26 protein-coding genes are annotated in these 23,616 nt (G+C 69.8%); 8 read left to right on the top strand and 18 right to left on the bottom strand.

Annotation, left to right across the window (positions count from 1 at the left end):
• Positions 1–170: 170 nt before the first annotated feature.
• The 4 genes from C8D81_RS16575 to C8D81_RS16560 are packed head-to-tail and all read right to left on the bottom strand — an operon-like array spanning position 171 to position 3,176.
• A complete protein-coding gene (locus tag C8D81_RS16575; protein WP_094400074.1) occupies positions 171–761 on the bottom strand; it encodes a class I SAM-dependent methyltransferase in 591 nt (196 codons plus the stop codon).
• Positions 758–1,513 (bottom strand): PIG-L deacetylase family protein, encoded by a 756-nt coding sequence (locus C8D81_RS16570; RefSeq protein WP_094429962.1) that lies wholly within the window; start codon positions 1,511–1,513, stop codon positions 758–760. The genes C8D81_RS16575 and C8D81_RS16570 overlap by 4 nt, the downstream gene beginning before the upstream one ends.
• A complete protein-coding gene (locus C8D81_RS16565; protein WP_208109357.1) occupies positions 1,510–2,445 on the bottom strand; it encodes an acyl-CoA dehydrogenase family protein in 936 nt (311 codons plus the stop codon). The genes C8D81_RS16570 and C8D81_RS16565 overlap by 4 nt, the downstream gene beginning before the upstream one ends.
• On the bottom strand, positions 2,442–3,176 hold the full coding sequence (locus C8D81_RS16560; protein ID WP_208109356.1) for a glycosyltransferase: 735 nt from the start codon (positions 3,174–3,176) through the stop codon (positions 2,442–2,444). Before C8D81_RS16560 ends, C8D81_RS16565 begins: the two co-directional genes overlap by 4 nt.
• Before the next feature lie 106 nt (positions 3,177–3,282).
• Between C8D81_RS16560 and ppk2 the strand changes: the two genes are divergently transcribed.
• Positions 3,283–4,140: a polyphosphate kinase 2 gene (gene ppk2 / locus C8D81_RS16555; protein WP_208109355.1), complete on the top strand. Its 858-nt coding sequence runs from the start codon at positions 3,283–3,285 to the stop codon at positions 4,138–4,140.
• Between the two features lie 3 nt (positions 4,141–4,143).
• Here ppk2 and C8D81_RS16550 read toward each other — a convergent pair whose 3' ends face one another.
• Both C8D81_RS16550 and C8D81_RS16545 read right to left on the bottom strand, forming a co-directional pair.
• Positions 4,144–4,977: an SGNH/GDSL hydrolase family protein gene (locus C8D81_RS16550; RefSeq protein WP_208109354.1), complete on the bottom strand. Its 834-nt coding sequence runs from the start codon at positions 4,975–4,977 to the stop codon at positions 4,144–4,146.
• Between the two features lie 91 nt (positions 4,978–5,068).
• On the bottom strand, positions 5,069–6,253 hold the full coding sequence (locus tag C8D81_RS16545; protein WP_094429960.1) for a zinc-dependent alcohol dehydrogenase: 1,185 nt from the start codon (positions 6,251–6,253) through the stop codon (positions 5,069–5,071).
• Positions 6,254–6,360: 107 nt separating this feature from the next.
• Here C8D81_RS16545 and C8D81_RS16540 point away from each other — a divergent pair, with 107 nt between their 5' ends.
• Together C8D81_RS16540 and C8D81_RS16535 are read left to right on the top strand one after the other, a co-directional pair.
• Entirely contained in the window at positions 6,361–6,876 is a 516-nt protein-coding gene (locus C8D81_RS16540) for a DinB family protein (RefSeq protein WP_094429959.1), read from the top strand.
• Entirely contained in the window at positions 6,869–7,426 is a 558-nt protein-coding gene (locus C8D81_RS16535) for an AAA family ATPase (RefSeq protein ID WP_094405563.1), read from the top strand. The genes C8D81_RS16540 and C8D81_RS16535 overlap by 8 nt, the downstream gene beginning before the upstream one ends.
• A 177-nt stretch (positions 7,427–7,603) precedes the next feature.
• On the opposite strand, the gene C8D81_RS16530 is transcribed toward C8D81_RS16535, so the two are convergent.
• From C8D81_RS16530 to rpsL, 5 genes are all read right to left on the bottom strand, one after another.
• Positions 7,604–7,993, bottom strand: coding sequence for a thiol-disulfide oxidoreductase DCC family protein (locus tag C8D81_RS16530; protein WP_094427367.1), 390 nt, complete (start codon positions 7,991–7,993; stop codon positions 7,604–7,606).
• A gap of 197 nt (positions 7,994–8,190) precedes the next feature.
• A complete protein-coding gene (tuf, locus tag C8D81_RS16525) occupies positions 8,191–9,381 on the bottom strand; it encodes an elongation factor Tu (RefSeq protein WP_133626428.1) in 1,191 nt (396 codons plus the stop codon).
• Positions 9,382–9,584: 203 nt separating this feature from the next.
• Complete coding sequence (fusA, locus tag C8D81_RS16520; RefSeq protein WP_229237979.1) at positions 9,585–11,630, bottom strand: elongation factor G; 2,046 nt, start codon at positions 11,628–11,630, stop codon at positions 9,585–9,587.
• Positions 11,631–11,846: 216 nt separating this feature from the next.
• Positions 11,847–12,317 (bottom strand): 30S ribosomal protein S7, encoded by a 471-nt coding sequence (rpsG, locus tag C8D81_RS16515; RefSeq protein ID WP_133626426.1) that lies wholly within the window; start codon positions 12,315–12,317, stop codon positions 11,847–11,849.
• Positions 12,317–12,688, bottom strand: coding sequence for a 30S ribosomal protein S12 (gene rpsL / locus C8D81_RS16510; RefSeq protein ID WP_094359683.1), 372 nt, complete (start codon positions 12,686–12,688; stop codon positions 12,317–12,319). Before rpsL ends, rpsG begins: the two co-directional genes overlap by 1 nt.
• Before the next feature lie 239 nt (positions 12,689–12,927).
• On the opposite strand from rpsL, the gene C8D81_RS16505 reads away from it, so the two are divergent.
• A complete protein-coding gene (locus tag C8D81_RS16505) occupies positions 12,928–14,187 on the top strand; it encodes an alpha-hydroxy acid oxidase (RefSeq protein WP_094359681.1) in 1,260 nt (419 codons plus the stop codon).
• A gap of 187 nt (positions 14,188–14,374) precedes the next feature.
• Here the strand turns inward: C8D81_RS16505 and rpiB are convergent, their stop codons facing one another.
• Complete coding sequence (gene rpiB / locus C8D81_RS16500; protein WP_094359679.1) at positions 14,375–14,824, bottom strand: ribose 5-phosphate isomerase B; 450 nt, start codon at positions 14,822–14,824, stop codon at positions 14,375–14,377.
• 148 nt (positions 14,825–14,972) lie between these two features.
• Here rpiB and C8D81_RS16495 point away from each other — a divergent pair, with 148 nt between their 5' ends.
• On the top strand, positions 14,973–15,554 hold the full coding sequence (locus tag C8D81_RS16495; RefSeq protein ID WP_208109353.1) for an AAA family ATPase: 582 nt from the start codon (positions 14,973–14,975) through the stop codon (positions 15,552–15,554).
• Here the strand turns inward: C8D81_RS16495 and C8D81_RS16490 are convergent, their stop codons facing one another.
• Positions 15,555–16,085: a mycothiol transferase gene (locus C8D81_RS16490; RefSeq protein ID WP_094429956.1), complete on the bottom strand. Its 531-nt coding sequence runs from the start codon at positions 16,083–16,085 to the stop codon at positions 15,555–15,557.
• A 123-nt stretch (positions 16,086–16,208) separates the two neighbouring features.
• Here C8D81_RS16490 and C8D81_RS16485 point away from each other — a divergent pair, with 123 nt between their 5' ends.
• Both C8D81_RS16485 and C8D81_RS16480 read left to right on the top strand, forming a co-directional pair.
• Positions 16,209–17,039, top strand: a complete 831-nt coding sequence (locus C8D81_RS16485) for a pseudouridine synthase (protein ID WP_208109375.1) — start codon at positions 16,209–16,211, stop codon at positions 17,037–17,039.
• A 12-nt stretch (positions 17,040–17,051) separates the two neighbouring features.
• Complete coding sequence (locus tag C8D81_RS16480) at positions 17,052–17,546, top strand: tRNA (cytidine(34)-2'-O)-methyltransferase (RefSeq protein ID WP_094429992.1); 495 nt, start codon at positions 17,052–17,054, stop codon at positions 17,544–17,546.
• A gap of 112 nt (positions 17,547–17,658) precedes the next feature.
• Here C8D81_RS16480 and C8D81_RS16475 read toward each other — a convergent pair whose 3' ends face one another.
• Both C8D81_RS16475 and C8D81_RS16470 read right to left on the bottom strand, forming a co-directional pair.
• The gene (locus C8D81_RS16475; RefSeq protein ID WP_094400092.1) at positions 17,659–18,336 is read right to left on the bottom strand and encodes an HAD family hydrolase; all 678 of its coding nucleotides are present in this window, start codon (positions 18,334–18,336) and stop codon (positions 17,659–17,661) included.
• Between the two features lie 36 nt (positions 18,337–18,372).
• Positions 18,373–20,187: an ABC transporter ATP-binding protein gene (locus C8D81_RS16470; protein WP_229119472.1), complete on the bottom strand. Its 1,815-nt coding sequence runs from the start codon at positions 20,185–20,187 to the stop codon at positions 18,373–18,375.
• Positions 20,188–20,286: 99 nt separating this feature from the next.
• Between C8D81_RS16470 and C8D81_RS16465 the strand changes: the two genes are divergently transcribed.
• Positions 20,287–20,769 carry a MarR family winged helix-turn-helix transcriptional regulator gene (locus tag C8D81_RS16465; RefSeq protein ID WP_094429953.1) on the top strand — a complete coding sequence of 161 codons (483 nt, stop codon included), beginning with the start codon at positions 20,287–20,289 and terminating at the stop codon, positions 20,767–20,769.
• On the opposite strand, the gene C8D81_RS16460 is transcribed toward C8D81_RS16465, so the two are convergent.
• Genes C8D81_RS16460 through C8D81_RS16450 form a run of 3 tightly spaced genes read right to left on the bottom strand, consistent with a single transcriptional unit; the run spans position 20,724 to position 23,535 of the window.
• On the bottom strand, positions 20,724–21,197 hold the full coding sequence (locus C8D81_RS16460; protein ID WP_094427520.1) for a DUF4442 domain-containing protein: 474 nt from the start codon (positions 21,195–21,197) through the stop codon (positions 20,724–20,726). The genes C8D81_RS16465 and C8D81_RS16460 overlap by 46 nt on opposite strands.
• A gap of 56 nt (positions 21,198–21,253) precedes the next feature.
• Positions 21,254–21,904 (bottom strand): alpha/beta fold hydrolase, encoded by a 651-nt coding sequence (locus C8D81_RS16455; RefSeq protein ID WP_094359661.1) that lies wholly within the window; start codon positions 21,902–21,904, stop codon positions 21,254–21,256.
• A gap of 38 nt (positions 21,905–21,942) precedes the next feature.
• Positions 21,943–23,535, bottom strand: coding sequence for an SLC13 family permease (locus C8D81_RS16450; RefSeq protein WP_094359659.1), 1,593 nt, complete (start codon positions 23,533–23,535; stop codon positions 21,943–21,945).
• Positions 23,536–23,616 lie beyond the last annotated feature (81 nt).

Below are 23,616 nucleotides of genomic sequence, written 5' to 3'. Positions count from 1 at the left end.
TCTCGACACGCTCGCTGCGCGAGCTACTCGAGGACCGTGAAAGGGAACGGTCGCTGCGCGAGCTACTCGAGGACCGTGAAAGGGAACGCTCGCTGCGCGAGCTGGGGAGGTCATCTCGACACGCAGCCCATTGCTCCGCAGGCTCCGCATGGGCCGCTACTCGATGACCGTCAGGCGAGACCTTCGGCTTCGGCCACGGAGGTCGGGTCGTGGCCGAGCACGGTCAGCCGGAGATCGGCGTCGCAGTAACCGCCGAGCACGTGCAGCCCGCTGTGCTCACGCAGCAGCTGATCGGCTCGGTCACCGGCCAGGGTGTGCTCGGCGACCGGGTGCCGCCAGTGCGCCGCGATCACGTGCCCGTCGGCGGGCAGTCGGCGGCCGACGCGTTCGACGATCTCGATCACCTCGGGCTCGGTGAGGTAGTAGAGCACCTCGCTGAGCACCACCAGGTCGTGCCCGTCGGGCAACCGGTGCTCGCGCACGTCGGCCAGCTCGAACCGGACGCGGTCCGAGGCCACCCGGTCCCGGGCCCGCTCCACCGCGGCGGGCATCAGATCGGTGGACAGCAACCGGTCGCAGCGTTCGGCGAGCGCCTCGCTGAGGACACCGATCGAGCAGCCGGGTTCGTAACCGGAGCGGTACCGACGCCTGGGCAGGGCGGCCACGGTGAGCGCGCGCTTGCGCTGCTCGTACCACTTGGAGGTGAACCCCCACGGGTCGGCGGCCCGGGCGTACTGGGTCTCGAAGTAGCCGGCAGTCATTCGATGAGCACCTCCTCGGCGGTGACCAGCCGGTCCAGCACCGGTCGCGGCAGCACCGGATCCCGGCCCGGTCCGGGTGGTTCGAGCTGGCTGGTGAACGCGGCCACCGCCTCGGCCTTGAGCTGCTGCAGGTCGGCGGGCAGCGCTACCCGACGGGCGGCCGGTCGTGGACCGGTCGGATCGTCGGGCCGGCCCCAGTGCCACCACCAGACCGGGTAGGACAGCAGGCGCGCGCCGACCCCGGTCGCGGCCCTGGTGGCGGCTCGGCCGCAGGCGTCGTGATCGGGATGCCCGTCCTGCGGCCAGGTGCTCAGGCAGATCGTCTGCTCATCGAGGTGGCCGGCGATCAGTTCGACGAGCACCGCCTCGTCGGCGGTGACGGCGCCGTCCTGCAGACCGAGCCGCAGCGGGGCCGGCAGGCCGAGCAGGGCGCAGGCCCGTTCGGACTCGGCGCTGCGGCGCACCCCCAGCTCCTGGGCCGACCAACCGGCGGGCGCCGGCGCGGCGGTGCCGTCGGTGACGGCCAGCACGGTGACCGGTACGCCGCTGCGGGCCAGCAGGTGCAGCAGACCGCCGACGCCCAGGATCTCGTCATCGGGGTGCGGCGCGACCACCACCACCCGCCGCCAGTCGGCGTACGACAACTCCGGCAGACTCTCCCGCCAGCCACGCCAGCACTCGGCCGGGGTGCCCGGGTGGGCTTCGGTCACCGGCGGCACGTCGGCCAGCGAGTGCGGTTGCTCGGCGGTCATCGGCGGACCAGTTCGCCGAGGCCGGCCAGGTCACGTTCGGCGTGGCTCTGCCGCAGATAGATGCTCAGGTCCGCGACAGCACGAGCGTGCTCGGCGTCCTGGCAGAGCGGACCGGCACCGAGCGCCCGCCCGACCCGGTCGATGGTCAGCGCGGCGGCCGCCTCGACGATCGCCCGCACCCGCAACGCCCGGATCCGGGCCGCCGGCGCATCCTCCGGCGCGGCATCCACCTCGGCGCCGGCCGCGGCCAGGGTCCAGCGGGCCCCGGCCAGCGCCGCGTCCACCGCGCCGAGATGGGCCAGGGTGATCGGGTCGTCGCGGCGGGAGCCGCGCAGGGTGTCGGCGACGGCCTCGGCCCCGCCGGCCCAGCAGGCGGCGACGCCGGCCCCGCCGTGCCAGAACCCGGCCCGGTCGAGATAGTCGGCACCGCTGCCGACCCTGGTCGCCGGAACCTGATCCAGGTGCACGGTGTGGGTGGCCGAGCGGGTCATTCCGGGGTTGGCCCAGGCCTCCTCGACGCGGACGCCCGGTCCGGTGAGTTCGACCGCGGCCAGCAGTCGCCGGTCGGGATCGGCGGCGTCGCGGACGGTGATCAGCGCGTGGTCGCAGAGGCCGGCACCGGAGCACCAGGGCTTGGCGCCGTCGAGCAGCAACCGGTCGGGATCCTCCGGGTCGGGCTGGGCGCGCACCACCGGCCGGGGTGGTTCGGCCGCCCAGACCCCCCACCACTGCCCCGGTGCGAGCAGGTCGGTGCGGCCGAGCTCGGTGAGGATGGCGGTCGCGTCGGCGTGCGCCTCGACCAGCCGGCCGACGACGATGTCGGTGCGGGCGAGATCGGCCAGCCGCTGCCACCGCTCGGCGGTGTGCCCGTGGCCGGGCAGCGGCCACTGCGGACCGGCCAGCGCGCTCCGCACCTGGTCGGCGAGGCTCACCGGCCACCCCCCTCGGTGGAGAGCGGGTGGCGTTCCTCGAAACGCAGCTGCTCCTCCAGCGCATCCAGGGCGGCGGCGAACCCGCCCGGCGCGCGGGTGGAGCGGCGAGCGGAGGTGAGGACCGGCGCGGCATCGGACCAGTCGACGGGCAGCTGGGCGTCGACGGCGGCCCGGACCAGCTCGACATCCTCATGCACCCGCAACGGCTTGAACCCGCCCAGGCTGCGGTAGGCGCCGAGGCGTACCCCGAGGTTCGCACCGTGGACGTGCCGGTGCCCGGGTTGCAGGTCGTAACCGAGATCGTGCTGGGCGAGCAGTCCGGGCGCGCGGCCCGACCAGTCGTCCACCCGGACCGTGCCGACGAACAGATCGTGCCCGGCGGCGGCGCTGTCCAGCTGCGCGACCAGCCAGTCGGCCGGTACCTCCGAGTCGGCGTCGGTGCAGGACAACCAAGTACGCCGCCCCGGCGACTCGACCTCGGGGGCCTCGAGCAGGTCGGCGAAACCGACGGCCCGCGCGGCGCCGACGTTGCGGTACTGCACCTCCAGAGAGTGCACCCAGCGCGGCACCTGGGCGGCGGTCGCGTCCTGGCAGGCGTCCAGCACCACCCGGACCCGCACCGGGATCCGGACCCGGCGGACGGCCCGCTGCACCGAGGCCAGACAGGTGGCGAGCCAATCGGCCTCGTTGTGTGCGGGCACGACCACGACCATCGCGTCGATCCCGGTCACCGACCCTCCTCGTTCTCGGCCATCGCCATGTGTTGAGTTCGTCCCGGGGTGTTACCCAGTGGCCGATCGGCTCATCCACCATCGGATTCGTCGCTAGGGTCGGCCCATGGCAGGTAAGTCGAAGTCCGGGCGTCGCAAGCGGATGGACAAGTCGCTCTACGAGGCCGAGCTGTTCCGGCTGCAGGGTGAGCTGGTCAAACTCCAGGAGTGGGTGAAGGCCACCGGGCAACGGGTGGTGATCGTCTTCGAGGGCCGTGATGCCGCCGGCAAGGGTGGCGCGATCAAACGGGTCACCGAATATCTCAACCCACGGGTCGCCTCGATCGTCGCCCTGCCGGCGCCGACGGAGCGGCAGCGCAGTCAGTGGTATTTCCAGCGCTATGTGGAGAATCTGCCGGCCGCCGGCGAGATCGTGCTGTTCGACCGCTCCTGGTACAACCGCGCCGGGGTGGAGCGGGTGATGGGTTACTGCACACCCGAGGAGTACCGGCGGTTCCTGCACCAGTGCCCGATCTTCGAGCGGCTGCTGGTCGAGGACGGGATCCTGCTGCGCAAGTACTGGTTCTCGGTCTCGGATTCGGAGCAGGAGAAGCGATTCCGCTCCCGGCTGGAGGATCCGATGCGCCGCTGGAAGCTCTCCCCCACCGACCTGGAGTCGCTGACCCGGTGGGAGGACTATTCGCGGGCCAAGGACGAGATGCTGGTGCACACCGACATCGCCGAGGCGCCGTGGAACGTGGTCGAGTCCGAGGACAAGCGCCGGGCCCGGATCAACATGATCGCCCACCTGCTCGATTCGATCCCGTGGACCACGTTCGAACAGCCCGAGCTGACGCTGCCGAAGCGGCCGCCCTCGACCGGGTACCAGCGGTTGGAGCGCGATCTCCAGCACGAGGTACCCGATCACGCCGCCCGGGTCGAGCAGGCCGAGCGGGGGCGTACCTCGGCACGCGAAGCCGGCTGACCGCTAACCCGGCCCCGGGCCGTGATGCCCGAGCGGGACGCGTTCGGTGAGGCCGAGGGCGGCGAGCAGGGAGGGCAGCATCGCCTTGGCGGTACGCCGGTAGCCGGCCGAGGAGGGGTGGAAGCGGTCCAGGCTGAACATCTCGTCGGGGTTGGTGATGAAGAACGGCCCGACGGCGCGGGCCAGGGACACCGCCCGGGCACCGTGGGCCAGCGCGACCCGGCGCTGGGCGGCGGCGAGTTGGCGGCTCTTGCGGGAACCGAGGCTGCGCAGCGGCTGCGGCACCGGGCGCAGCGTCCCCAGATCGGGGCAGGTGCCGACGACCACCTGAGCGCCGCGGGCCTGCAACCGTTCGATCGCCTCCGCCAGGTGCGCCACCGATTCGCCGATCGGGATCCGGTGGGTGACGTCGTTGCCGCCGACGACGATCACCGCCAGGTCCGGTCGGTCGGCGGGGGTGAGCCGGTCCAGCTGAGTGGCCAACATCCCTGACTCGGCACCGATCCGGGCGATGGTACGCAACCGGACCGGTCGCTGGGCCCGCTTGGCGAGCCCCTTGGCGAGCCGGGCGCCGAGGGTGTCCTTGGGCCGTTCGGCGCCCAGCCCAGCGGCCATCGAGTCGCCGACCAGCAGCAGCTCGATCGGCTCGCCGGGCAGCTTCCTCTTGTAGACCTTGTCGGCATCCGGCGCGATCTCGCCGAAGGGGTCGCCGATGATCCGTCGGGCGATCGCCGCCTGCCGGCGCAGCAGTTCCCGGCTGCCGAGATGCCCGACCAGCAGCAACCCGGCCGCGCTGCCCAGCCAGCCGAGTGTCCAGATCGTGCGCCGCCGCTCCACGCCAGTGTTCTGCCACGGCCAGATGCAACGGTGGTGACATCGACATGAACGCCCGGCGACAACGTTGACCCGGGCCGACCGGTCGGGCCGGTCAGGGTTGCAGCACGACCTTGAGGCAGCCGTCGGACTTGGTCTGGAACATCCGGTACGCCTCGGCGGCCTGGTCCAGCGGCAGCCGGTGGGTCGCCAGCGTCTCGACGTCGAGGGTGGCGTTGCCGTCCCGGACCAGTTCCATCAGCTCATCGGTCCAGCGGCGGACGTTGGCCTGTCCCATCCGGATGGTCAGCTGCCGGTCGAACATCTGCATCATCGGCATCGGGTCGGCCGCGCCGCCGTAGACGCCGGACAACGACACCGTGCCGCCGCGGCGGGCCGCGCCGAGGGCCAGGTGCAGGGCGGCGAGCCGGTCGATGCCTGCCTTTTCGGTGGCTGCGCGGGCGATCGGGCCGGGCAGGCTGCTGACCGCCTTGACCACGCCCTCGGCGACCGGGCTGCCGTGCGCCTCCATCCCGACGGCGTCGACCACCCCGTCGGCACCGCGGCCCTGGGTGAGGTCCTTGATCGCCGCGGCCGGGTCGGACAGGGTCCGGATGTCGACCGCCTCGACGCCGTGCGCACGGGCCGTCTCCAACCGCTCGGGCACCAGGTCCAGCCCGATCACCCGGTCCACCCCGAGCACCTGGGCACAGCGGGTGGCGAGCTGGCCGACCGGGCCGAGCCCGACGACGACCAGCGTGTCACCCTCGCCCACGCCGGCGTACCGCACTCCCTGCCAGGCGGTCGGCAGGATGTCGGAGAGGTAGAGGTAGCGCTCGTCCGGGCCGTCGGTGGGCAGCACCACCGGGCCGTACTGGGCCTGCGGGACGCGGACGTACTCGGCCTGCCCGCCCGGTACGGAGCCGTAGAGTCGGGTGTAGCCGAACAGGGCGGCGCCGCTGTCCTGCTGGGTGACCTGGGTGGTCTCGCACTGCGACTGCAGCCCGCGCTGGCACATCCAGCAGTGGCCGCAGGAGATGGTGAAGGGCACCACCACGCGGTCGCCGACCTGCAGGTTGCCGGCCTGCGGGCCGACCTCCTCGACGATGCCGAGGGCCTCGTGGCCGAGGATGTCGCCGCGGTCCAGGAAGGGCGCCAGCGGCCCGTAGAGGTGGAGGTCGGAGCCGCAGATCGCGGTCGAGGTGACCCGCACGATCGCGTCGGTGGGCTCGAGGAGGACCGGGTCGGGCACTTCGGTGACCTCGACGTTGTGTTTGCCCTGCCAGGTGACTGCTTTCACGGTTCATCCCTCTCGGAGTCGAACGGATCGTGGATCCTCTGGGGTTGTTTCCCACCCGACCGGGGGGCCCATTCATGGTCGCGGGGTCTGCTTGCGAGGATGAGGCCATGACCGAGTTGAACTCCGTGCTCACCGACCTGGCCGGCCGGATCACCGACACCCTCGACGGTGTCGTCGACGGGCTGGACCAGGACACCGCCGAACGGGTGCCGGCAGAGGGCAGCAACACCATCTGCTGGCTGCTGTGGCACAGCGCGCGCGGCATCGACCTGCAGTTGCGCGGGCTGACCGGTGACGATCAGCGGTGGGGCGAATGGAAGCCGCGGTTGGGGATCCCGCTGGCCGACGACCAGCTCGGGTCGGGCGAGATGGGTTATGGACAGTCCCCCGCCGACGCCGCCAAGGTGGCCGCACCGGTCGGTGAGTTGGCGGCGTACCTGCGCGTGGTGACCGATGACCTGGTCGACTACTGCTCCCGCGTGACCGACGCCGAGTTGGCGAAGGTGATCGATGAGAACTGGGATCCGCCGGTGACCGCCGGCGTACGCCTGGTCTCGCTCATCGATGACGTGATCCAGCACCTCGGTGCGGCGGCCTACCTGCGCGGCTTCTTCGGTGGCTGACGTCGTCCTGCTGACCGGGCCGCCCGGGTCGGGCAAGTCGACGACCGCGCGGGCCCTCGCCGCCGGTTTCCCGCGGGCCGTGCACCTGCACACCGATGACTTCTGGCACTGGATCGTCGCCGGAGCGATCCCGCCGTATCTGCCCGAGTCGGATGCGCAGAACCAGACCGTGTTGGCGGTGCTCGCGGGTGCTGCAGCTGGCTATGCCGGTGGTGGTTTCACGACCGTGGTGGACGGCATCATCGGCCCCTGGATGCTCGACCACTTCCGCCCGCTCGGCGGGCCGGGTGGTCTGCGGTTGCACTATCTGGTGCTGCGCCCCTCCCGAGCCGAGACCCTGCGGCGGGCCCAGGCGCGTACCGCACCCGATGCGCTGGTCGACGAGGGCCCCGTGCTGTCCCTGTGGGATCAGTTCGCCGACCTGGGAGTGCTGGAGCCCCACGCGCTCGACACCACCACCCAGACCCCGGACGAGACGCTTGCCGCGGTACGCGAGGGGGTGGCCAGCGGCGCCTATCTGCTCACCCCTCCCCTGCCGCCCGAAAATTGATGCGGCTCTGATGCCCACGAAGCATCAAAGAAATCTTTGATGCCCGAGAGGGATCAAGAAAATCCTTGATGCTCTGTAGGGATCAAGAAAAACCTTGATGCTCGGTAGGCATCAAGAAAAACCTTGATGCCCGACAGGGATCAAACCCCTATTGATCTGGGGGGACCCGGGGAGAGGTCAGCGGGGGTGCGGGATGCGGTCGGCGAGGGAGCAGGCGGGGGTGCCACCGGGCATTCGTTCGCGATTGTCGGCGATCCAGCGGTAGATGAACCCCGCCGGGCGTTCCAGCGCCTGGGAGTCGAGCACGACGCCGAGGGTGCGCAGCAGCGGATTGCCGGTCTTCAGGATGCCGGCCCAGGCGTGGTGGCCGAAGCTGACCCGGCCAGCCGCGTCGACGAAGGCCATCGACTCGAGCGCCTCATCCATGGTGATCCCGTACGCCGCCAGATCGGCGGTCTGCAGTTCCTCGAAGCGGGTCCCCAACCGCAACCGGGAGACGACGCCGACGCTGCGCGTACAGAATCCGCAGTCGGCGTCGTAGAAGGCAACGGGACCACGGGTGCTCATACCTCAACGATACCGGCCGACCTGGGCGATCCATCGAATCCTGAGGCGATCCATCGAGCCCCACAGCACTCGATGGTTACAACCAGGATTCGATGGATCGCGAGGCCGACCGGAGAACGACGAGGCCCCCGGACCTGGCGGTCCGGGGGCCTCGTTCGGTTCAGATCAGATCACTTGAGGATCGTTGAGTCGAAGACTCACTTGAGGATCTTGGTGACACGACCGGCACCGACGGTGCGGCCGCCCTCACGGATGGCGAACTTGAGCTCTTCCTCCATCGCGATCGGCTGGATCAGGTGCACCGTCATGTCGGTGTTGTCGCCCGGCATGACCATCTCGGTGCCCTCGGGCAGCTGGATGGTGCCGGTGACATCGGTGGTGCGGAAGTAGAACTGCGGCGAGTAGTTCGAGAAGAACGGCTTGTGCCGGCCACCCTCGTCCTTGTTCAGGATGTAGACGCGGGCCTCGAAGTCGGTGTGCGGAGTGGTCGAACCCGGCTTGATGACGCACATGCCGCGCTCCACGTCCTCCTTCTTGGTGCCGCGGAGCAGCAGGCCGACGTTCTCGCCCGCCTGACCCTCGTCGAGGATCTTGCGGAACATCTCCACACCGGTGATGGTGGTGGTCTGCTTGGCCTCGCGGATGCCGATGATGTCGACGGTCTCGCCGGTCTTGACGATGCCGCGCTCGATCCGGCCGGTGATCACGGTGCCACGACCGGTGATGGTGAAGACATCCTCCACCGGCATCAGGAACGGCTTGTCGGTCTCGCGCTCCGGCTGCGGGATGTAGTCGTCCACAGCGTTCATCAGCTCGAGGATCGAGTCGGCCCACTTCTCATCGCCCTGCAGCGCCGGGAAGGCGGCAACGCGAACGACCGGGGCGTCCTCGTCGAACTCCTGCGAAGCGAGCAGCTCGCGGACTTCCATCTCGACGAGCTCGATGAGCTCCTCGTCGTCGACCATGTCGCACTTGTTCAGCGCGACGACCATGGCCGGCACACCCACCTGGCGAGCCAGCAGCACGTGTTCGCGGGTCTGCGGCATCGGGCCGTCGGTGGCGGCCACGACCAGGATCGCGCCGTCCATCTGCGCCGCACCCGTGATCATGTTCTTCACGTAGTCGGCGTGGCCCGGGCAGTCCACGTGGGCGTAGTGGCGCTTCTCGGTCTGGTACTCGATGTGCGCGATGGAGATGGTGATACCGCGCTGACGCTCCTCGGGAGCCTTGTCGATCGAGTCGAACGGCGACGCCTCGTTGAGGTCGGGGTACTTGTCGTGGAGCACCTTCGAGATCGCCGCGGTCAAAGTGGTCTTGCCGTGGTCAATATGCCCGATGGTGCCGATGTTGACGTGCGGCTTGGTCCGCTCGAACTTGGCCTTTGCCACTTGATGGGCTCCTTCTATGTTGATGCCGCGCCGGTTGCGTGGCATCGATGGTTTACACGATTCGTCTTGTGGTCTTGCGTCAGTCTTTCAACCAGACCGGGAGGGCGTACGCGCGCGCCGGGCGCGTGGCCACCCGACCCAGTCTTGTGCACCTTGGCGGCGGAGTCAAACCAGTTGGTCCGCCGCCAGGGTGCACCCGGCGATCACTCGCCGCGGGCCTTCTGGATGATCTCCTCGGAGACGTTGCGGGGGGTCTCGGCGTAGGAGTCGAACTCCATCGAGTAGGACGCCTGGCCCGAGGTCTTCGACCGCAGGTCACCGACGTAGCCGAACATCTCCGACAGCGGCACCAGCGCATCCACGACCTGGTTGCCGTGCTCCTCGCGGGTGCCCTGCATCTGGCCGCGCCGGGAGTTGATGTCGCCGATGACGGTGCCCAGGTAGTCGTTGGGCGTGGTCACCTCGACCTTCATCATCGGCTCCAGCAGCGCCGGGTCGGCCCGCCGAGCGGCCTCCTTGAAGACGTTCAGACCAGCGATCTTGAACGCCAGCTCGGAGGAGTCGACGTCGTGGTACGCGCCGTCCAGCAGGGTGACCTTGATGTCCTCGACCGGGTAGCCGGCGAGCACACCGGTGGTCATGGCCTCCTGGATGCCCTGGTCCACCGAGGGGATGTACTCCTTGGGGATGCGGCCACCGGTGACGGCGTTCACGAACTCGTAACCCGCACCGGTCTCCTGCGGCTCCATCGCGATGATGACCTTCGCGTACTGACCGGAGCCACCGGACTGCTTCTTGTGGATGTACTCGACCTTGTCGACCGGGCGACGCAGGGTCTCGCGGTAGGCCACCTGCGGCTTGCCGATGTTGGCCTCGACCTTGAACTCGCGCTTCATCCGGTCGATCATCACCTCGAGCTGGAGCTCGCCCATGCCACCGATGATGGTCTGGCCGGTCTCCTCGTCGGTGTGCACCCGGAAGGTCGGGTCCTCCTCGGCGAGCCGCTGGATCGCGACCGAGAGCTTCTCCTGGTCGGACTTGGTCTTCGGCTCGATGGCCTGCTCGATCACCGGGTCCGGGAAGGTCATCGACTCGAGCACGATCGGGTTGGCCGGATCGCACAGGGTCTCACCGGTGGTGGTCTGCTTCAGGCCCATCACCGCGACGATCTGGCCGGCGCCGACCGAGGCGATCTCCTCACGCTTGTTGGCGTGCATCTGATACACCTTGCCGATCCGCTCCTTGCGGCCGGTGATCGAGTTCAGCACCTGCGAACCCGCCTCCAGCTTGCCGGAGTAGACGCGGACGAAGGTCAGCTTGCCCAGGTGCGGGTCGGTGGCGATCTTGAACGCCAGCGCCGACAGCGGCTCGCTGTCGGAGGCCTTCCGGGTCAGCTTCTCGTCCTCGTTGCCCGGCTTGAAGCCCTCGATGTCGGGGACGTCGACCGGAGCCGGGAGGTAGGCGATGACGGCGTCCAGCAGCGGCTGCACACCCTTGTTCTTGTAGGAGGTGCCGCAGACGACCGCGGTCACCTTGGTGGAGAGCACGGCGGCGCGGATGGCGTGCTGGATCTCCTCGGCGGTGATCTCCTCCTCCATCAGGAACTTCTCGGCCAGCTCGTCGTCGAAATCGGCGAGCTGCTCGATCAGCTTCTGGTGGGCCTCTTCGGCCTTGTCCTTGAGATCGGCGGGGATCTCCTCGACCTCGTAGTCCTCACCGATCTTGGTCTCACCGCGCCAGGTCAGCGCCCTCATGGTGACCAGATCGACGACGCCGATGAAGTCGGACTCGGCACCGATCGGCAGCTGCAGGACCAGCGGGGTGGCCTTCAGCCGGTCGATGATCGTCTGCACGCAGTAGTCGAACGAGGCGCCGGTGCGGTCCAGCTTGTTGACGTAGCAGATCCGGGGCACGCCGTACTTGTCGGCCTGCCGCCACACGGTCATCGACTGCGGCTCGACGCCAGCGACCCCGTCGAAGACGGCGACGGCACCGTCGAGCACCCGGAGCGAACGCTCCACCTCGACGGTGAAGTCGACGTGCCCGGGGGTGTCGATGATGTTGATCTGATGGTCCTTCCAGTGGCAGGTGGTTGCCGCGGAAGTGATGGTGATGCCGCGCTCCTGCTCCTGCTCCATCCAGTCCATCGTGGCGCCGCCGTCGTGGACCTCACCGATCTTGTGGTTGATGCCGGTGTAGAACAGGATGCGCTCGGTCGTGGTGGTCTTGCCCGCGTCGATATGGGCCATGATGCCAATATTGCGGACCTTGCCCAGGTCAGTCTTGATGTCGACAGCCACGGAAACGTTCCCTCTTGTCTGTAGTCGGGTGATCGAAATGTGGATGGTGGAGGGCCGGTGTCGCGGGGTCTGTGCGCGGCTTGCGCTGCGCTCCCGCGACCGGGTCGGCGTACGCCGGAAAGGCGAGCAGCCCGAGGTACGCCTCGGCGTACCTCGAGCCTGCGATCACCAGCGGTAGTGCGCGAAGGCCTTGTTGGCCTCGGCCATCTTGTGGGTGTCCTCGCGGCGCTTCACCGCGGCACCCAGGCCGTTGGAGGCGTCCAGGATCTCGTTCATCAGACGCTCGGCCATCGTCTTCTCGCGGCGCTGCCGGGAGAAGGCGACCAGCCAGCGCATCGCCAGGGTGGTCTGCCGGCCCGGCTTCACCTCGACCGGCACCTGGTAGGTCGCACCGCCGACGCGGCGGGACTTGACCTCGAGGCTCGGCTTGACGTTGTCCAACGCGCGCTTCAGGGTCTGCACCGGATCGACGCCGGTCTTGGCCCGGGCGCCCTCCATGGCGGTGTAGACGATGTTCTGCGCGACCGTCTTCTTGCCGTCGAGCAGGATCTTGCTGACCAGCTGCGAGACCAGCGGCGACCCGTAGACCGGGTCGACCAGCATCGGACGCTTCGGGGCGGGACCCTTGCGAGGCATTACTTCTCCTTCTTCGCGCCGTAGAGGCTGCGAGCCTGCTTGCGGTTCTTGACACCCTGGGTGTCCAGCGAACCGCGGATGATCTTGTAGCGGACGCCCGGCAGGTCCTTCACACGGCCACCGCGAACGAGCACCATCGAGTGCTCCTGCAGGTTGTGACCGACGCCGGGGATGTAGGCGGTCACCTCGACACCGGAGGACAGCTTCACGCGGGCCACCTTGCGCAGCGCCGAGTTCGGCTTCTTCGGAGTGGTGGTGTAGACGCGGGTGCAGACACCGCGGCGCTGGGGCGAACCCTTGAGCGCGGGCGTCTTGTTCTTGCTGACCTTGTCGGTCCGGCCCTTGCGGACCAGCTGCTGGATGGTGGGCACCGGCTGCTATCTCTTTCCGTAGTACGTCATGGCGATCCCGTCGGAACCGACTGGCAGTTCCTCAAGGTGTGACTCCGTCAGGGGTGCAGTGCGCGGGGCGCATTGCGTTGTGCTTGCCGCACCCGTCACCGGAAGGCACGCTGGGGCACGCACGAAGGTTCGGGCAGGCCGAACACAAGGACCAAGACTACCCGCGGCCCGCGAAAGGGTCAAAATAGCGCGGTTGCTAGGGTCCGGGCATGACGACACCCCGGGTTCCGGATGCCCCGCCGGCGGTCCGCCGGCAGTTGCCGCGTTGGTCCCAGTTGCGCCCGCTGCTCGGTTTCCAGGCGCCCGCGCTCGGTACCCGGGCGCGACTGGCCCGGGCGGCCACCATCGACGACCTGCGCGATCAGGCCCGTCGGCACACCCCGCGCTCGGTGTTCGACTACACCGACGGGGCGGCCGATGACGAGTCGAGCCTGACCCGCAGCCGGGAGCTGTACGCCCGGGCGGAGTTCGCGGGCCAGGTCCTGAACGACATCGCCGCGGTCGATCTGTCCACCACGATCCTCGGTGAACAGGTGTCGATGCCGCTGGTGCTGGGGCCGACGGGTTTCACCCGGATGATGAACCACGAGGGTGAGACCGCGGTCGCCCACGAGGCCCGACGCGCCCAGGTGGCGTACTCCCTCTCGACGATGGGCACCACCCCGTTGGAGCGGGTCGCCGAGGTGTCGGGCCCCAACCCGCACTGGTTCCAGCTCTATCTGTGGCAGGACCGGCCGGCCTCGATCGAGCTGATCGAACGGGCCAGGGAGTCCGGTTATTCGGCGCTGGTGGTGACCGTGGACACCGCGGTCGCCGGCAACCGGTTGCGCGATGTCCGCAACGGGCTGACGATCCCGCCGAAGCTGACCCCGAAGACCTTCCTCGACATGGCCACCCACCCGGGTTGGTGGGGAAATCTGCTGACCACCGAACCGCTGGAGTTCGCCTCCCTGTCGAACTGGGAGGGCACGGTCGCGGAGATGATCAACAAGATGTTCGATCCTTCGGTGACCTGGGACGACGTGGCCTGGCTGCGCGGCATGTGGCCCGGAAAGGTCGTGCTGAAAGGGATCCAGAGCGCCGAGGACGCGGTCCGCGCCTTCGATCTCGGGGTCGATGCGGTGCTGATCTCCCAGCACGGCGGCCGGCAGATCGGCCGGGGCCGCCCGCCGTTGCGGGTGCTGCCGGAGGTGCGCGAAGCGGTCGGCGGCGAGCGGGAGGTGTTCGTCGACGGTGGGGTGATGAGCGGTGCGGACGTGGTCGCCGCCCTGGCCCACGGCGCCGACTCGGTGTGGGTCGGCCGGGCCTACCTCTACGGCCTGATGGCCGGTGGTCATCTGGGGGTACGCCGGGCGCTGGAGATCTTCCGCTCCGAGATCACCCGCACCATGCAGCTGCTCGGGGTGTCCCGGATCGCCGACCTGCGTCCCGAATACGTACGCCTCCCCGTCGACCCGACCGTCGCCTGAGCCCCGTCGGGTCGGCTGAGCGAGCGAGGAACGAGCGAGTCGAAGCCCCTCCGGCGAGACACCAGAAAGTGTCACCAGACCCCTGCTGCAACTGGTGTCCGGTTACAGGTTCTGGTGTCTCGTCGCCGTTCTGTCGCCAGCGCCCCGGGCCGGGCCCGCCTCAGCCCCGCGGACCGGCGTACCCGGCTCAGAGTTCGTCGCCGGACTCGATCTGCTCGAACAGCGCGACCCGGTCGGCGTGCCGACCGCCCTCGAACTCGGCGCCGAGGAAGGCGTCGACGATGGCCTTGGCCATGTCCACCCCGACGAACCGCTCCCCCAGCGCGAGCATGTTGGCGTCGTTGTGCCGGCGGGCCATCTGCGCGGAGAACGGCTCGGTGCAGACCACGCAGCGGGCGCCCGGGACCTTGTTCGCCGCGATCGAGATGCCGATCCCGGAGCCGCAGACGATGACCCCGCGCTCGGCCTCACCGCCGACGACCAGGTGGGCGGCCCGCGAACCCCAGATCGGATAGTCGGTGCGCTCGGCGCTCAGCGTGCCGGCGTCGATCACCTCATGCCCGAGCCCACGCAGGTGCTCGGCGAGCTCGTTCTTCAGGGTGAATCCGGCGTGGTCGGCACCGACGGCGATCTTCATGAGTTCTCCAGCTGGCTCGGATGGCGGGCGAGGGCGATCCTGCCACAGCCGCGGCGCCCGTGCCGGGCGTACGCCTTCGGTCCTCGACCTCGCCCAGCTTTCCACCCCCGGTTACCCCCCATTCATCCGCAGCACACACAATGGCTGCGTGATTTCGGAAGAGCAGCCCGGGCGGGACCTCAACCCGCCGCCCGCGACCGAGCGGGGCCGCGTCATCGTGATCACCGGCGCGATGGCGGCCGGCAAGTCCACGGTGGCGGCGCTGCTCGCCGAACAGCTGCACCCGCGCTCGGTGCACATCCGCGGTGACGCGTTCCGCCGGATGGTGATCAACGGGCGGGCGGAGATGACCCCGGATCCCGATCCGGAGGCGCTGCGGCAGCTGCACCTGCGCTATTCGTTGGCCGCCGCGACCGCCGACCGCTACGCCGACCACGGCTTCGACGCGATCGTCCAGGACGTGATCATCGGCGCCGAACTGTCCCAGTTCATCGACCTGATCGACAGCCCGTCGCGCTACCTGGTGGTGCTCTCCCCCAGTCTGTCGGCGCTGGAGTGGCGGCAGGAGCAGCGCGCCAAGGCGGGCTCGGTCTATTTCTCCCCCGGTGCGATGGACACCGCACTGCGCCAGGAGACGGCCCGGATCGGCTACTGGCTGGACTCCTCCAGCCAGACCCCCGAGGAGACCGTCGGCGACATCCTCGGCAACCTCGACCAGGCCCGGGTCTGACTATTCCCCGGTACGCCCGTCCGCGGCCTCGGCGAGCAGGTCGGCATGGCCGGCGTGGCGGCCGTACTCCTCGATCAGGTGCAGCAGCCAGCGCAGATTGATCCGGGTCTCCCCGTCGCGCAGGGTGCCGGCCGACAGGGCGTCCAACGAATCGACCTCGGCGATGATCCGGTCGCTCCGCTCGACGGCGGCCCGCCAGTCCCGCCGCAGCTCGTCACCCGGCAGTTGGGCGGCCCGGTGCCAGTCCCAGTCGGCGTCCTCGGCCCAGGGGGCGCTGCGCCACGGCTCGCTCGGGGCCCCACCGAGCCAGACATGGGTGAGCCAGTGGTCCTCGACGAAGGCCAGATGGCTGAGCAGCCCACCCAGGGTCATCGTCGACGGCGCCAGCGGCCAGCGCAGTGCGGCATCGTCCATGCCGGCGGTCTTCCATTCGATGGTGTCGCGGAAGTAGTCGAGGTAGCCCTGCACCGTGGTCCGCTCGTCGGCCGTCGCCACCAGGCCGGGGTCGGTGCGCTCATCGGGGAGGTCCATGGTCGGTCACGCTAGCCTCGGCGGGTGCCACCACGCTCGCCATTACCGCCGCGCCACGGGCTGCAGGCCGCCTGGCTGCGGACGCCGGACCGCGGCAAGGAGCCGCCGGGGGCGTGGGCGACGATGCGGGACTTCCTGGTGGCGCGTTTGGGGCCGCTGGGTGCCGACGGGGTGGATCGGATGCTTGCCGCGGGCGAGTTCGTGGATGCCGCCGGCCGGCCGCTGACCGGTGCGGAGGCGTACACCCCGCACACCTTCGTCTGGTTCCACCGCGAGCTGCGCGCCGAGCCGCGGGTGCCGTTCGAGTTGCGGGTGGTGTACGCCGACGAGCGGATCGTGGTGGTGGACAAGCCGCACTTCCTGTCCACGATCCCGCGCGGACGGCACGTCACCGAGTCGGTGGTGGTCCGGGCCCGGCAGCAGCTCGACCTGCCCGGGCTCGGGCCGGCGCACCGATTGGACCGGCTCACCGCGGGCCTGGTGCTGCTGACCACCGAACCGCGCTGGCGGGCGGCGTACCAGCAGGTCTTCGAACACCGGCTGGTGAGCAAGCGCTACCTGGCCCTGGCCAACCACGACCCGAGGCTGGCGCTGCCGCGGACCGTCCGCTCGCACATCGTGAAACGCCGCGGATCCCTGCAGGCACAGGAGATCCCGGGTCTCGAGCCGAACGCGGAGACCCTGGTCGAACGGGATGAGGTGCGCGGTCGGTACGCGCGCTATCGGCTCACCCCGCGCACCGGGCGCACCCATCAACTGCGGCTGCACCTGAACTCGCTCGGCCTGCCGATCCTCGGCGACCCGCTCTATCCCGAGGTGCTGGACGTCGACATCGACGACTTCTCGACCCCGCTGCAACTGCTGGCCGCCGAACTGGAGTTCACCGACCCGGTCGACGGCCGGCCGCGACGCTTCGTCAGCGAGCGCACACTGGACTGGCCGACGGTGGAATAGTTGTCCTCGATCATGAACAGCGAACCACGACTCAGCGGCTGCCCGATCCGGCTGCTCTTCCACGAGCCCCGGATCCCGGGCAACACCGGCGCCACGATCCGGCTGGCGGCGGCCACCGGTTGCGAACTGCATCTGGCCGGGCCGCTCGGGTTCGAGCTGGACGACACCCGGTTGAAGCGGGCCGGCCTGGACTACCACGATCTGGCGCATCTCGTTGTACACAAGGACATCGAGGCCGCCTACGAGGCGCTGCTGCCGGCCCGGGTGTGGGCGTTCACCACCGGTGGGACGCGCGGCCACGCCGAGGTGACCTACGCCGAGGGCGATGTGTTGCTGTTCGGCCCGGAGCCGACCGGGCTGGCGCCCGAGGTGCTCGCCGACGAGCGGATCACCGAGCAGCTGCGGATCCCGATGCTGGCCGGGCGCCGGTCGCTGAATCTCGCGACCAGCGCCGGCGTCGCGGCCTATGAGGTGTGGCGCCAGTTCGGCTTCCGCGGCGCCGTCTGAACCGAGGGCTGCGATCCATCGATCCTTGCGTCCATCCATCGCGTCCCGCAGCACTCGACGGATGCACCCGGGGTTCGATGGATGGCGAGGAGCGAGACCTACGACCGACGACCTACGCCGCGGTACCCGGTGTCGGCAGTTCCGCGAGCAACCCGCCGGTGAGCCCGTCGAGATCGTCGAGCACCGCGCTCGCCCGGGCCAGCACGTCGGCGGGCGGCGGGTGGAAGTGCGGCGGGATCGCCACCACCGCCATCCCGGCGTTCAGTGCGGAGCGGATCCCATTGGCGGAGTCCTCCACCGCGACCGCCCGCTGCGGCTCCACCCCGAGCCGGCGGCAGCATTCGGCGTACCCGTCGGGCGCGGGTTTGCCGGCGGCGACCTCCTCGGTGGAGACGGTGGCCGAGAACAGCTCGGTGACGCCGAGTTCGGCCAGGGCGGCGTCCAGCAGCACCCTGGGTGAGCTGGTGGCGGCGCCGAGCAGCCCGGTGGCGGCATGCATCCGGCGAACGGCGTCGACGGCGCCCGGGAGCACCGGCAACCCGCGGTGGTAGTGCTCGAGCATCCCGTCGATGGTGCGCTTCGCGACCTCCTCGGGCGTACCGCGGACACCGACCGTCTCGGCCAGGTAGCGGCTCCACTCCGGGGTGGACATGCCGAGCATCGCGCTCGTGGCATCCGCGGGCCAGTCCCGGCCATCGGCCGCCGCGAGCCCGCGGCGCACCTCGTCCCAGAGGTGTTCGGTGTCGATCAAGGTGCCGTCCAGGTCGAAGACCACTGCTGCCACATCCATGGCTTCACCCTCCCATGCGCCGTGGAGCGAGCGGGTTCAGGCCGCCACCCCGGCCAGCCGGGCGTACCGGCCACCCCGCGTACTGAGTTGATCATGGTCACCGATCTCGGCCACCCGACCATGATCGAGTACGACGATCTGGTCGGCTGCCGCGACCGTGGAGAGCCGGTGCGCGATGGTGATCGTGGTGCGCCCCTGGACCAGTTCGTCGAGGGCGCGCTGCAGTTCACGCTCGGTCTCGTTGTCCAGGGCACTGGTCGCCTCGTCGAGGACCAGCACCTTCGGGTCCCGCAGCAGGGTGCGGGCGACGGCCAGCCGCTGCTTCTCCCCGCCGGAGAACCGGTAGCCGCGGGATCCCACCACCGTGTCCAGCCCCTCGGGCAGACCGGTCACCAGCTCATCGATCTGGGCGGCGGCCAGCGCCCGCCAGAGGACGTCCTCGTCGGCGTCCGGGGCGGCGAGCAGCAGGTTCTCCCGGATGCTGGCATGCACCAGATAGGGGTCCTGGCTGACCACGCCGACGATCCGGGCGAGGTCGGCGAAGGCCAGGTCCCGCAGGTCGATGCCGTCGATGGTGACCCGCCCCGCGCTCGGATCGTGCAGCCGGGAGACCAGCGCGGCGAGGGTGCTCTTGCCCGAGCCGGTCTCCCCGACCAGGGCCAGCGCACTGCCGGCGGGCACCGTCAGGTCCACCCCGGCCAGGGCATCGGAGTCGGCGTCCGGATAGCGGAACCAGACATCGGAGAAGCGCACCTCGCCGCGGATTCGATCATGGTCGACCGCCACCGGGCGCTCGGGTTCGGCGACATCGATCGGCAGGTCGAGATAGCCGAAGATCCGGCTGAACACCGCCATCGAACTCACCCACTGCACGCCCACCGACAACAGCCCGAGCACCGGGCGGAAGATCGTCGCCTGCAGGGCGCTGAACGCGACCAGGGTGCCGATGGTCATCCCGCCGGAGGTGATCGGGAAGCCGGCGGCCAGATAGATGAGCGCCGGGATGGTGGCGAAGACGATGGTCATCGTCGACATCCGCCAGCGACCGGAGAGCTGGGAGGCGACCTCCAGGCGGGCGATGTCGCCGGAGGCCCGGTCGAAATCCGAGCCGGTGCGGTCGGTGGCACCGAGGGTCTTGATCAACAGGGCACCGGAGACCGAGAGCCGCTCCTCGATCTGGGACTGCATCCGGGCTCGCTGGCGGGCGAGTGCGGAGGTCTTGTCGCGGCGCAGCTGCGCGACCCGGCGGCTCACCCAGATGGCCGGTGGCAGCACCACCAGCGACAGCAGCGAGAGCCGCCAGCTGAGCGCGGCCATCGCGATCGCGGTGCCGACGGCGGTGGTCACATTGGAGGCGATCGAGGTGGCGGTGGTGGTGACCACGTTCTGCATCCCGGAGATGTCGTTGGTCAACCGGGACTGCACCTCACCGGAGCGTTCCCGGGTGAAGAAGGACATCGACTGGCGCTGCAGGTGCGCGAAGACCCGGGTACGCAGGGTGTGCATGATCTGCTGGCCGATGCTGGTGGACAGCCAGGTCTGCAGCACCCCGAGCACCGAGGTGGCGACGGCGATGCCGATCATGCCGGCGACCAGCCAGAGCAGCAGCCGGGTGTTGCCGTGCGGCAGCGCGTCGTCGATCACCGAGCGGACCAGGAATGGCTGCGCGAGCGAGATCACCGAGGAGGCGATGATCAGCGCCATCACCGCGGTGACCGCCGGCCAGCGGCCACGGAAGAGGGCCAGCACGCGGCGCGCACTGACCGGGGATTCGGCGAGCTGGGCGCGGTCGGCGGCTTCTTCCCGCTCGGAACCGCGGCGGCGGCCGCCGGAGGAGTCGAGCTGACTCACCGGCTCTCCTCTCGTCAGGGGATTCGGGCGTGGCGTCGCTCCCATTTAATGAGGCAACCTCACAATGAGGCTAACACCGCATCCGCTAGGTTTGTTCCCATGGACGATGGGTCGGATGCCGGTGAGCTGGGTGATCTGGTACGCCGGACCTCGCGTGCGCTGCGCCGGATCACCGTGGCCGCCGCCGAGCCGTACGGGCTGAGCCCGCACCAGCTGCGCGCCCTGCGGGTGATCGCCGAGGCCGATCGGCCGCGGCCCTCCGATGTGGCGGAGCGGTTGCACATCCAGGCCCGCTCGGCCACCGATGTGATCGATCAGCTGGTCGGCAGTGGCCTGGTGGAGCGGACCCCGCATCCCGAGGACCGTCGGGCGAGCCTGCTGCACTGCACCGCGGCCGGTCGGCGGGCACTGACGGCGATCGAGGCCGAGCGCGGGGCCGCCACAGCGGCGTACTTCGCGGTGCTCGAGCCGGCCGAACGCACCACCTTGACCCAGCTGCTGCAGCGCCTCAACGCCGAGGGTCCGGAGTGCCCGACTCAGCCGGCGGCCGGGACCGAGGCCCCGCGGTGGCGGCGCACATAGACCTGCCGGCGAACCTGCGCGACCACCTCGCCGTGCCGGTCGGTGATCGGGAATTCGAACCAGGGCAGGGATTTTCCGCCATCGGCGGTCTCCGTGCGGACCCGTTCCAGTTCCTCGTCACTGAGCTCCATCCGGGCGGTGACGACTCCCCTGCCCGGCCTGATGAACCGGGTCTCGGCCGCGGCGTCCCAGACGTTGTAGCCGCGCCCCAGCCGGTGGATCAGCAGCAGCGCGTGGAAGGCGTCGGTCATCGACTGCAGCGAGCCACCGAAGGCGGTGCCGTGGATATTGCTGTTCAGCCGCCGGGGGTGCAGCTCGACGGTGGCCGAGGTCCAGTCCGGCGCGATCTCCTTCACCACGATCCCGGCGCCCAGGAACGGGGGCCAGATCCGCATCCCCCACTTGAGGGTCGTCGGTGTGTACCGCATGAGGGACAGCATTGCCTACCGGCGAGTAACTTTCAAGGGGTGTCTCGGCGCGGGGCTCAGGGCAGGCGTTCGCGGATCCCGCCGACGAAGCCGTAGAGCAGCTCGTTGAACGCGGCCGGGGCATCGCTGGGCGCCTCCCCCGCGGCGTCCACCTGCTCGAACCGGGCCCCGCCGACCCCGGCGGCGACCAACCGGCCACCGGCGGTACCGGCGCGGTCCCGGTTGCCGACCACGACCAGGGTGGGTACGCCGATCTGCTGCAGCGGCGGCCCGGCCTCGCTGCCGGCCAGCTGATCCAGCATCCGCAGCATCGCGTCCTTGTCCACCCCGCGGGCCGCGAGCCGGCGGCGGGACATCGCCCGCACCGCGAGCCGTTGCGCGGTGACCGCCCAGCGCGGCGGGTTCACCTGCGGGGCGCTGAGCACCAACCCGGCGATCCGGTCGTCGCCGATGGTGGCGTGCAGCGCGACCAGCGCGCCCAGTCCGTGCCCACACAGGTAGGCGCGGTCCGCGCCGTGCTGCAACAGCACCGAGGACACCTCCGAGACCGCGTCGTCGAGGGAGAAGTCCTGCTGCCCACCGGGCCGGGTACCGCGCAGCCAGGGCGCGGCGGCCGGCAGATCGGCGGGCAGCTGTTGCACCTGCTCCTGCCAGGACTGCGGGGTCTGCCCCAGGCCGTGCAGGAAGACCAGCAGCTCATTCGCCATTGGGCCAGCCTAGTTGGCCCCGGTGATCGGCCGACGGTTCAGCCGAGGGTGATCTGGAAGACCTGCACCGCCAGGGTCATGGTGACCAGGGTGATCAGCACGATGCCGATCAGGTTGAGCCAGATGCCGCCCTTGACCATCTGCCCGATGGTCACATAGCCCGAGCCGTAGGCGATCGCGTTCGGCGGGGTGGCCACCGGCAGCATGAACGCACAGGTCGCGGCCAGCGCCACCGGGATGGTGAGCAGCAGCGGATCGGCGCCGATCCCCATCGCCACCCCGCCGGCGACCGGCAGGAAGGTGGCGGCGGTGGCGGTGTTTGAGGTGATCTCGGTGAGGAAGAGCACCCCGGCGGAGGCGATCGCGACCAGCAGCACGACCGGTACGCCGCCGAGCCCGGCGGCCTGCTCACCGATCCACTTGGTCAGCCCGGAGGAGGAGAATTGCGCCGACAGCGCGAGGCCGCCGCCGAACAGCAGCAGTACGCCCCAGGGCAGCTTGACCGCCGACTCCCAGTCGAGCAGGCGTACGCCCCGCTTGGTGCCGGCCGGCAGCAGGAAGAGCAGCAACCCGACCGTCATCGCGATCCCGGCGTCGCTGATCGGCACGCTGTCACCGAAGATCAGCGGGACCGCGATCCAGGCGACCGCGGCCAGCACGAACATCACCAGCACCCGGATCTCACCGGAGGAGACCTTGCCGAGCTTCTCCAGCTCGTCGTCCATCAGCCTGCGTCCGCCGGGGATCTCGGAGATCTCGGCCTTGAACAGCACCTTGGTGAGCAGGAACCAGCAGATCACCAGGAAGACCACCGACAGCGGCACCCCGACCAGCATCCACTGGCCGAAGCCGATGGTGATGTCGTGCTCGCGGGCCAGGTAACCGACCAGCAGGGTGTTCGGTGGCGTACCGATGATCGTGCCGAGCGAACCGAGCGAGGCGGCGTACGCGATGCCGAGCATCAGCGCGGTGCCGAAGTTGGACCGGACGACCGCCTCCTTGACCTCGGCGGACTCGGGGTCGGCGCCCTCGACCCGCTCACCGAGGCGGGTGACCAGCATCAGCACCGAGACGCCGATCGGCAGCATCATCACCGCGGTGGCGGTGTTGGAGACCCACATCGAGAGGAAGGCGGTGGCGATCATGAATCCGGCGACCACCGCCGACGGCCTGGTACCCATCGCGCGCACGGTGAGCAGCGCGAGCCGGCGATGCAGGTTCCAGCGCTGCATCGCCAGCGCCAGCAGGAATCCGCCCATGAACAGGAAGATCACGTTGTTGCCGTAGGACCCGCCGACGGTGTCGAACTTCGCGCCGCCGATGGTCGGGAAGACGATCAGCGGAACCAGTGCGGTGGCCGGGATCGGGAGCGCCTCGGTCATCCACCAGATGCCCATCAGCACGGCGGTGGCGGCGGTGATCCGGGCGGGGCGCGGGACCTCGCCGGGCATCAGGAAGAAGACCGCCAGGCCGAGCAGTACGCCGGCCGCCAGACCGATCATCCGGATCCGGAACTCGCGGCTGCCGAGGGCAGGCTGCTGCTCGCCGGGTGAGCGGTGGTCGACCTCCGCTCCCCGGTTCGGGTCAGGGTTCAGGTCGCGCAGATGGTCACCAGGAACGGATGCCGGCATGAGGCGGCCCTCCTTCGGGTCGTCTCGAACAGTGGACGCGGGTCGATCAGGCTATCCCCCACTCAGGGGCGAATCAACCGG

The sequence above is a fragment of the Enemella evansiae genome (genome assembly GCF_004362375.1).
Taxonomy (GTDB): domain Bacteria; phylum Actinomycetota; class Actinomycetes; order Propionibacteriales; family Propionibacteriaceae; genus Enemella; species Enemella evansiae.
Note: the sequence above shows the minus strand (reverse complement) of the source record. Positions and strands in the feature narration are given on the sequence as shown.

What these genes read in the sequence shown, in the direction of transcription:
- fusA (WP_229237979.1), bottom strand. Translation starts at nt 11,630, where the DNA reads ATGGCCCATATCGACGCGGGCAAGACCACCACGACCGAGCGCATCCTG.
- C8D81_RS16475 (WP_094400092.1), bottom strand. Translation starts at nt 18,336, where the DNA reads ATGGATGTGGCAGCAGTGGTCTTCGACCTGGACGGCACCTTGATCGAC.
- C8D81_RS16540 (WP_094429959.1), top strand. Translation starts at nt 6,361, where the DNA reads ATGACCGAGTTGAACTCCGTGCTCACCGACCTGGCCGGCCGGATCACC.
- C8D81_RS16490 (WP_094429956.1), bottom strand. Translation starts at nt 16,085, where the DNA reads ATGGACCTCCCCGATGAGCGCACCGACCCCGGCCTGGTGGCGACGGCC.
- C8D81_RS16530 (WP_094427367.1), bottom strand. Translation starts at nt 7,993, where the DNA reads ATGAGCACCCGTGGTCCCGTTGCCTTCTACGACGCCGACTGCGGATTC.
- C8D81_RS16455 (WP_094359661.1), bottom strand. Translation starts at nt 21,904, where the DNA reads ATGGCGAATGAGCTGCTGGTCTTCCTGCACGGCCTGGGGCAGACCCCG.
- C8D81_RS16450 (WP_094359659.1), bottom strand. Translation starts at nt 23,535, where the DNA reads ATGCCGGCATCCGTTCCTGGTGACCATCTGCGCGACCTGAACCCTGAC.
- C8D81_RS16480 (WP_094429992.1), top strand. Translation starts at nt 17,052, where the DNA reads ATGAACAGCGAACCACGACTCAGCGGCTGCCCGATCCGGCTGCTCTTC.
- ppk2 (WP_208109355.1), top strand. Translation starts at nt 3,283, where the DNA reads ATGGCAGGTAAGTCGAAGTCCGGGCGTCGCAAGCGGATGGACAAGTCG.
- C8D81_RS16460 (WP_094427520.1), bottom strand. Translation starts at nt 21,197, where the DNA reads ATGCGGTACACACCGACGACCCTCAAGTGGGGGATGCGGATCTGGCCC.
- C8D81_RS16575 (WP_094400074.1), bottom strand. Translation starts at nt 761, where the DNA reads ATGACTGCCGGCTACTTCGAGACCCAGTACGCCCGGGCCGCCGACCCG.
- C8D81_RS16485 (WP_208109375.1), top strand. Translation starts at nt 16,209, where the DNA reads ATGCGGGACTTCCTGGTGGCGCGTTTGGGGCCGCTGGGTGCCGACGGG.
- rpsG (WP_133626426.1), bottom strand. Translation starts at nt 12,317, where the DNA reads ATGCCTCGCAAGGGTCCCGCCCCGAAGCGTCCGATGCTGGTCGACCCG.
- rpiB (WP_094359679.1), bottom strand. Translation starts at nt 14,824, where the DNA reads ATGAAGATCGCCGTCGGTGCCGACCACGCCGGATTCACCCTGAAGAAC.
- C8D81_RS16465 (WP_094429953.1), top strand. Translation starts at nt 20,287, where the DNA reads ATGGACGATGGGTCGGATGCCGGTGAGCTGGGTGATCTGGTACGCCGG.
- C8D81_RS16570 (WP_094429962.1), bottom strand. Translation starts at nt 1,513, where the DNA reads ATGACCGCCGAGCAACCGCACTCGCTGGCCGACGTGCCGCCGGTGACC.
- C8D81_RS16505 (WP_094359681.1), top strand. Translation starts at nt 12,928, where the DNA reads ATGACGACACCCCGGGTTCCGGATGCCCCGCCGGCGGTCCGCCGGCAG.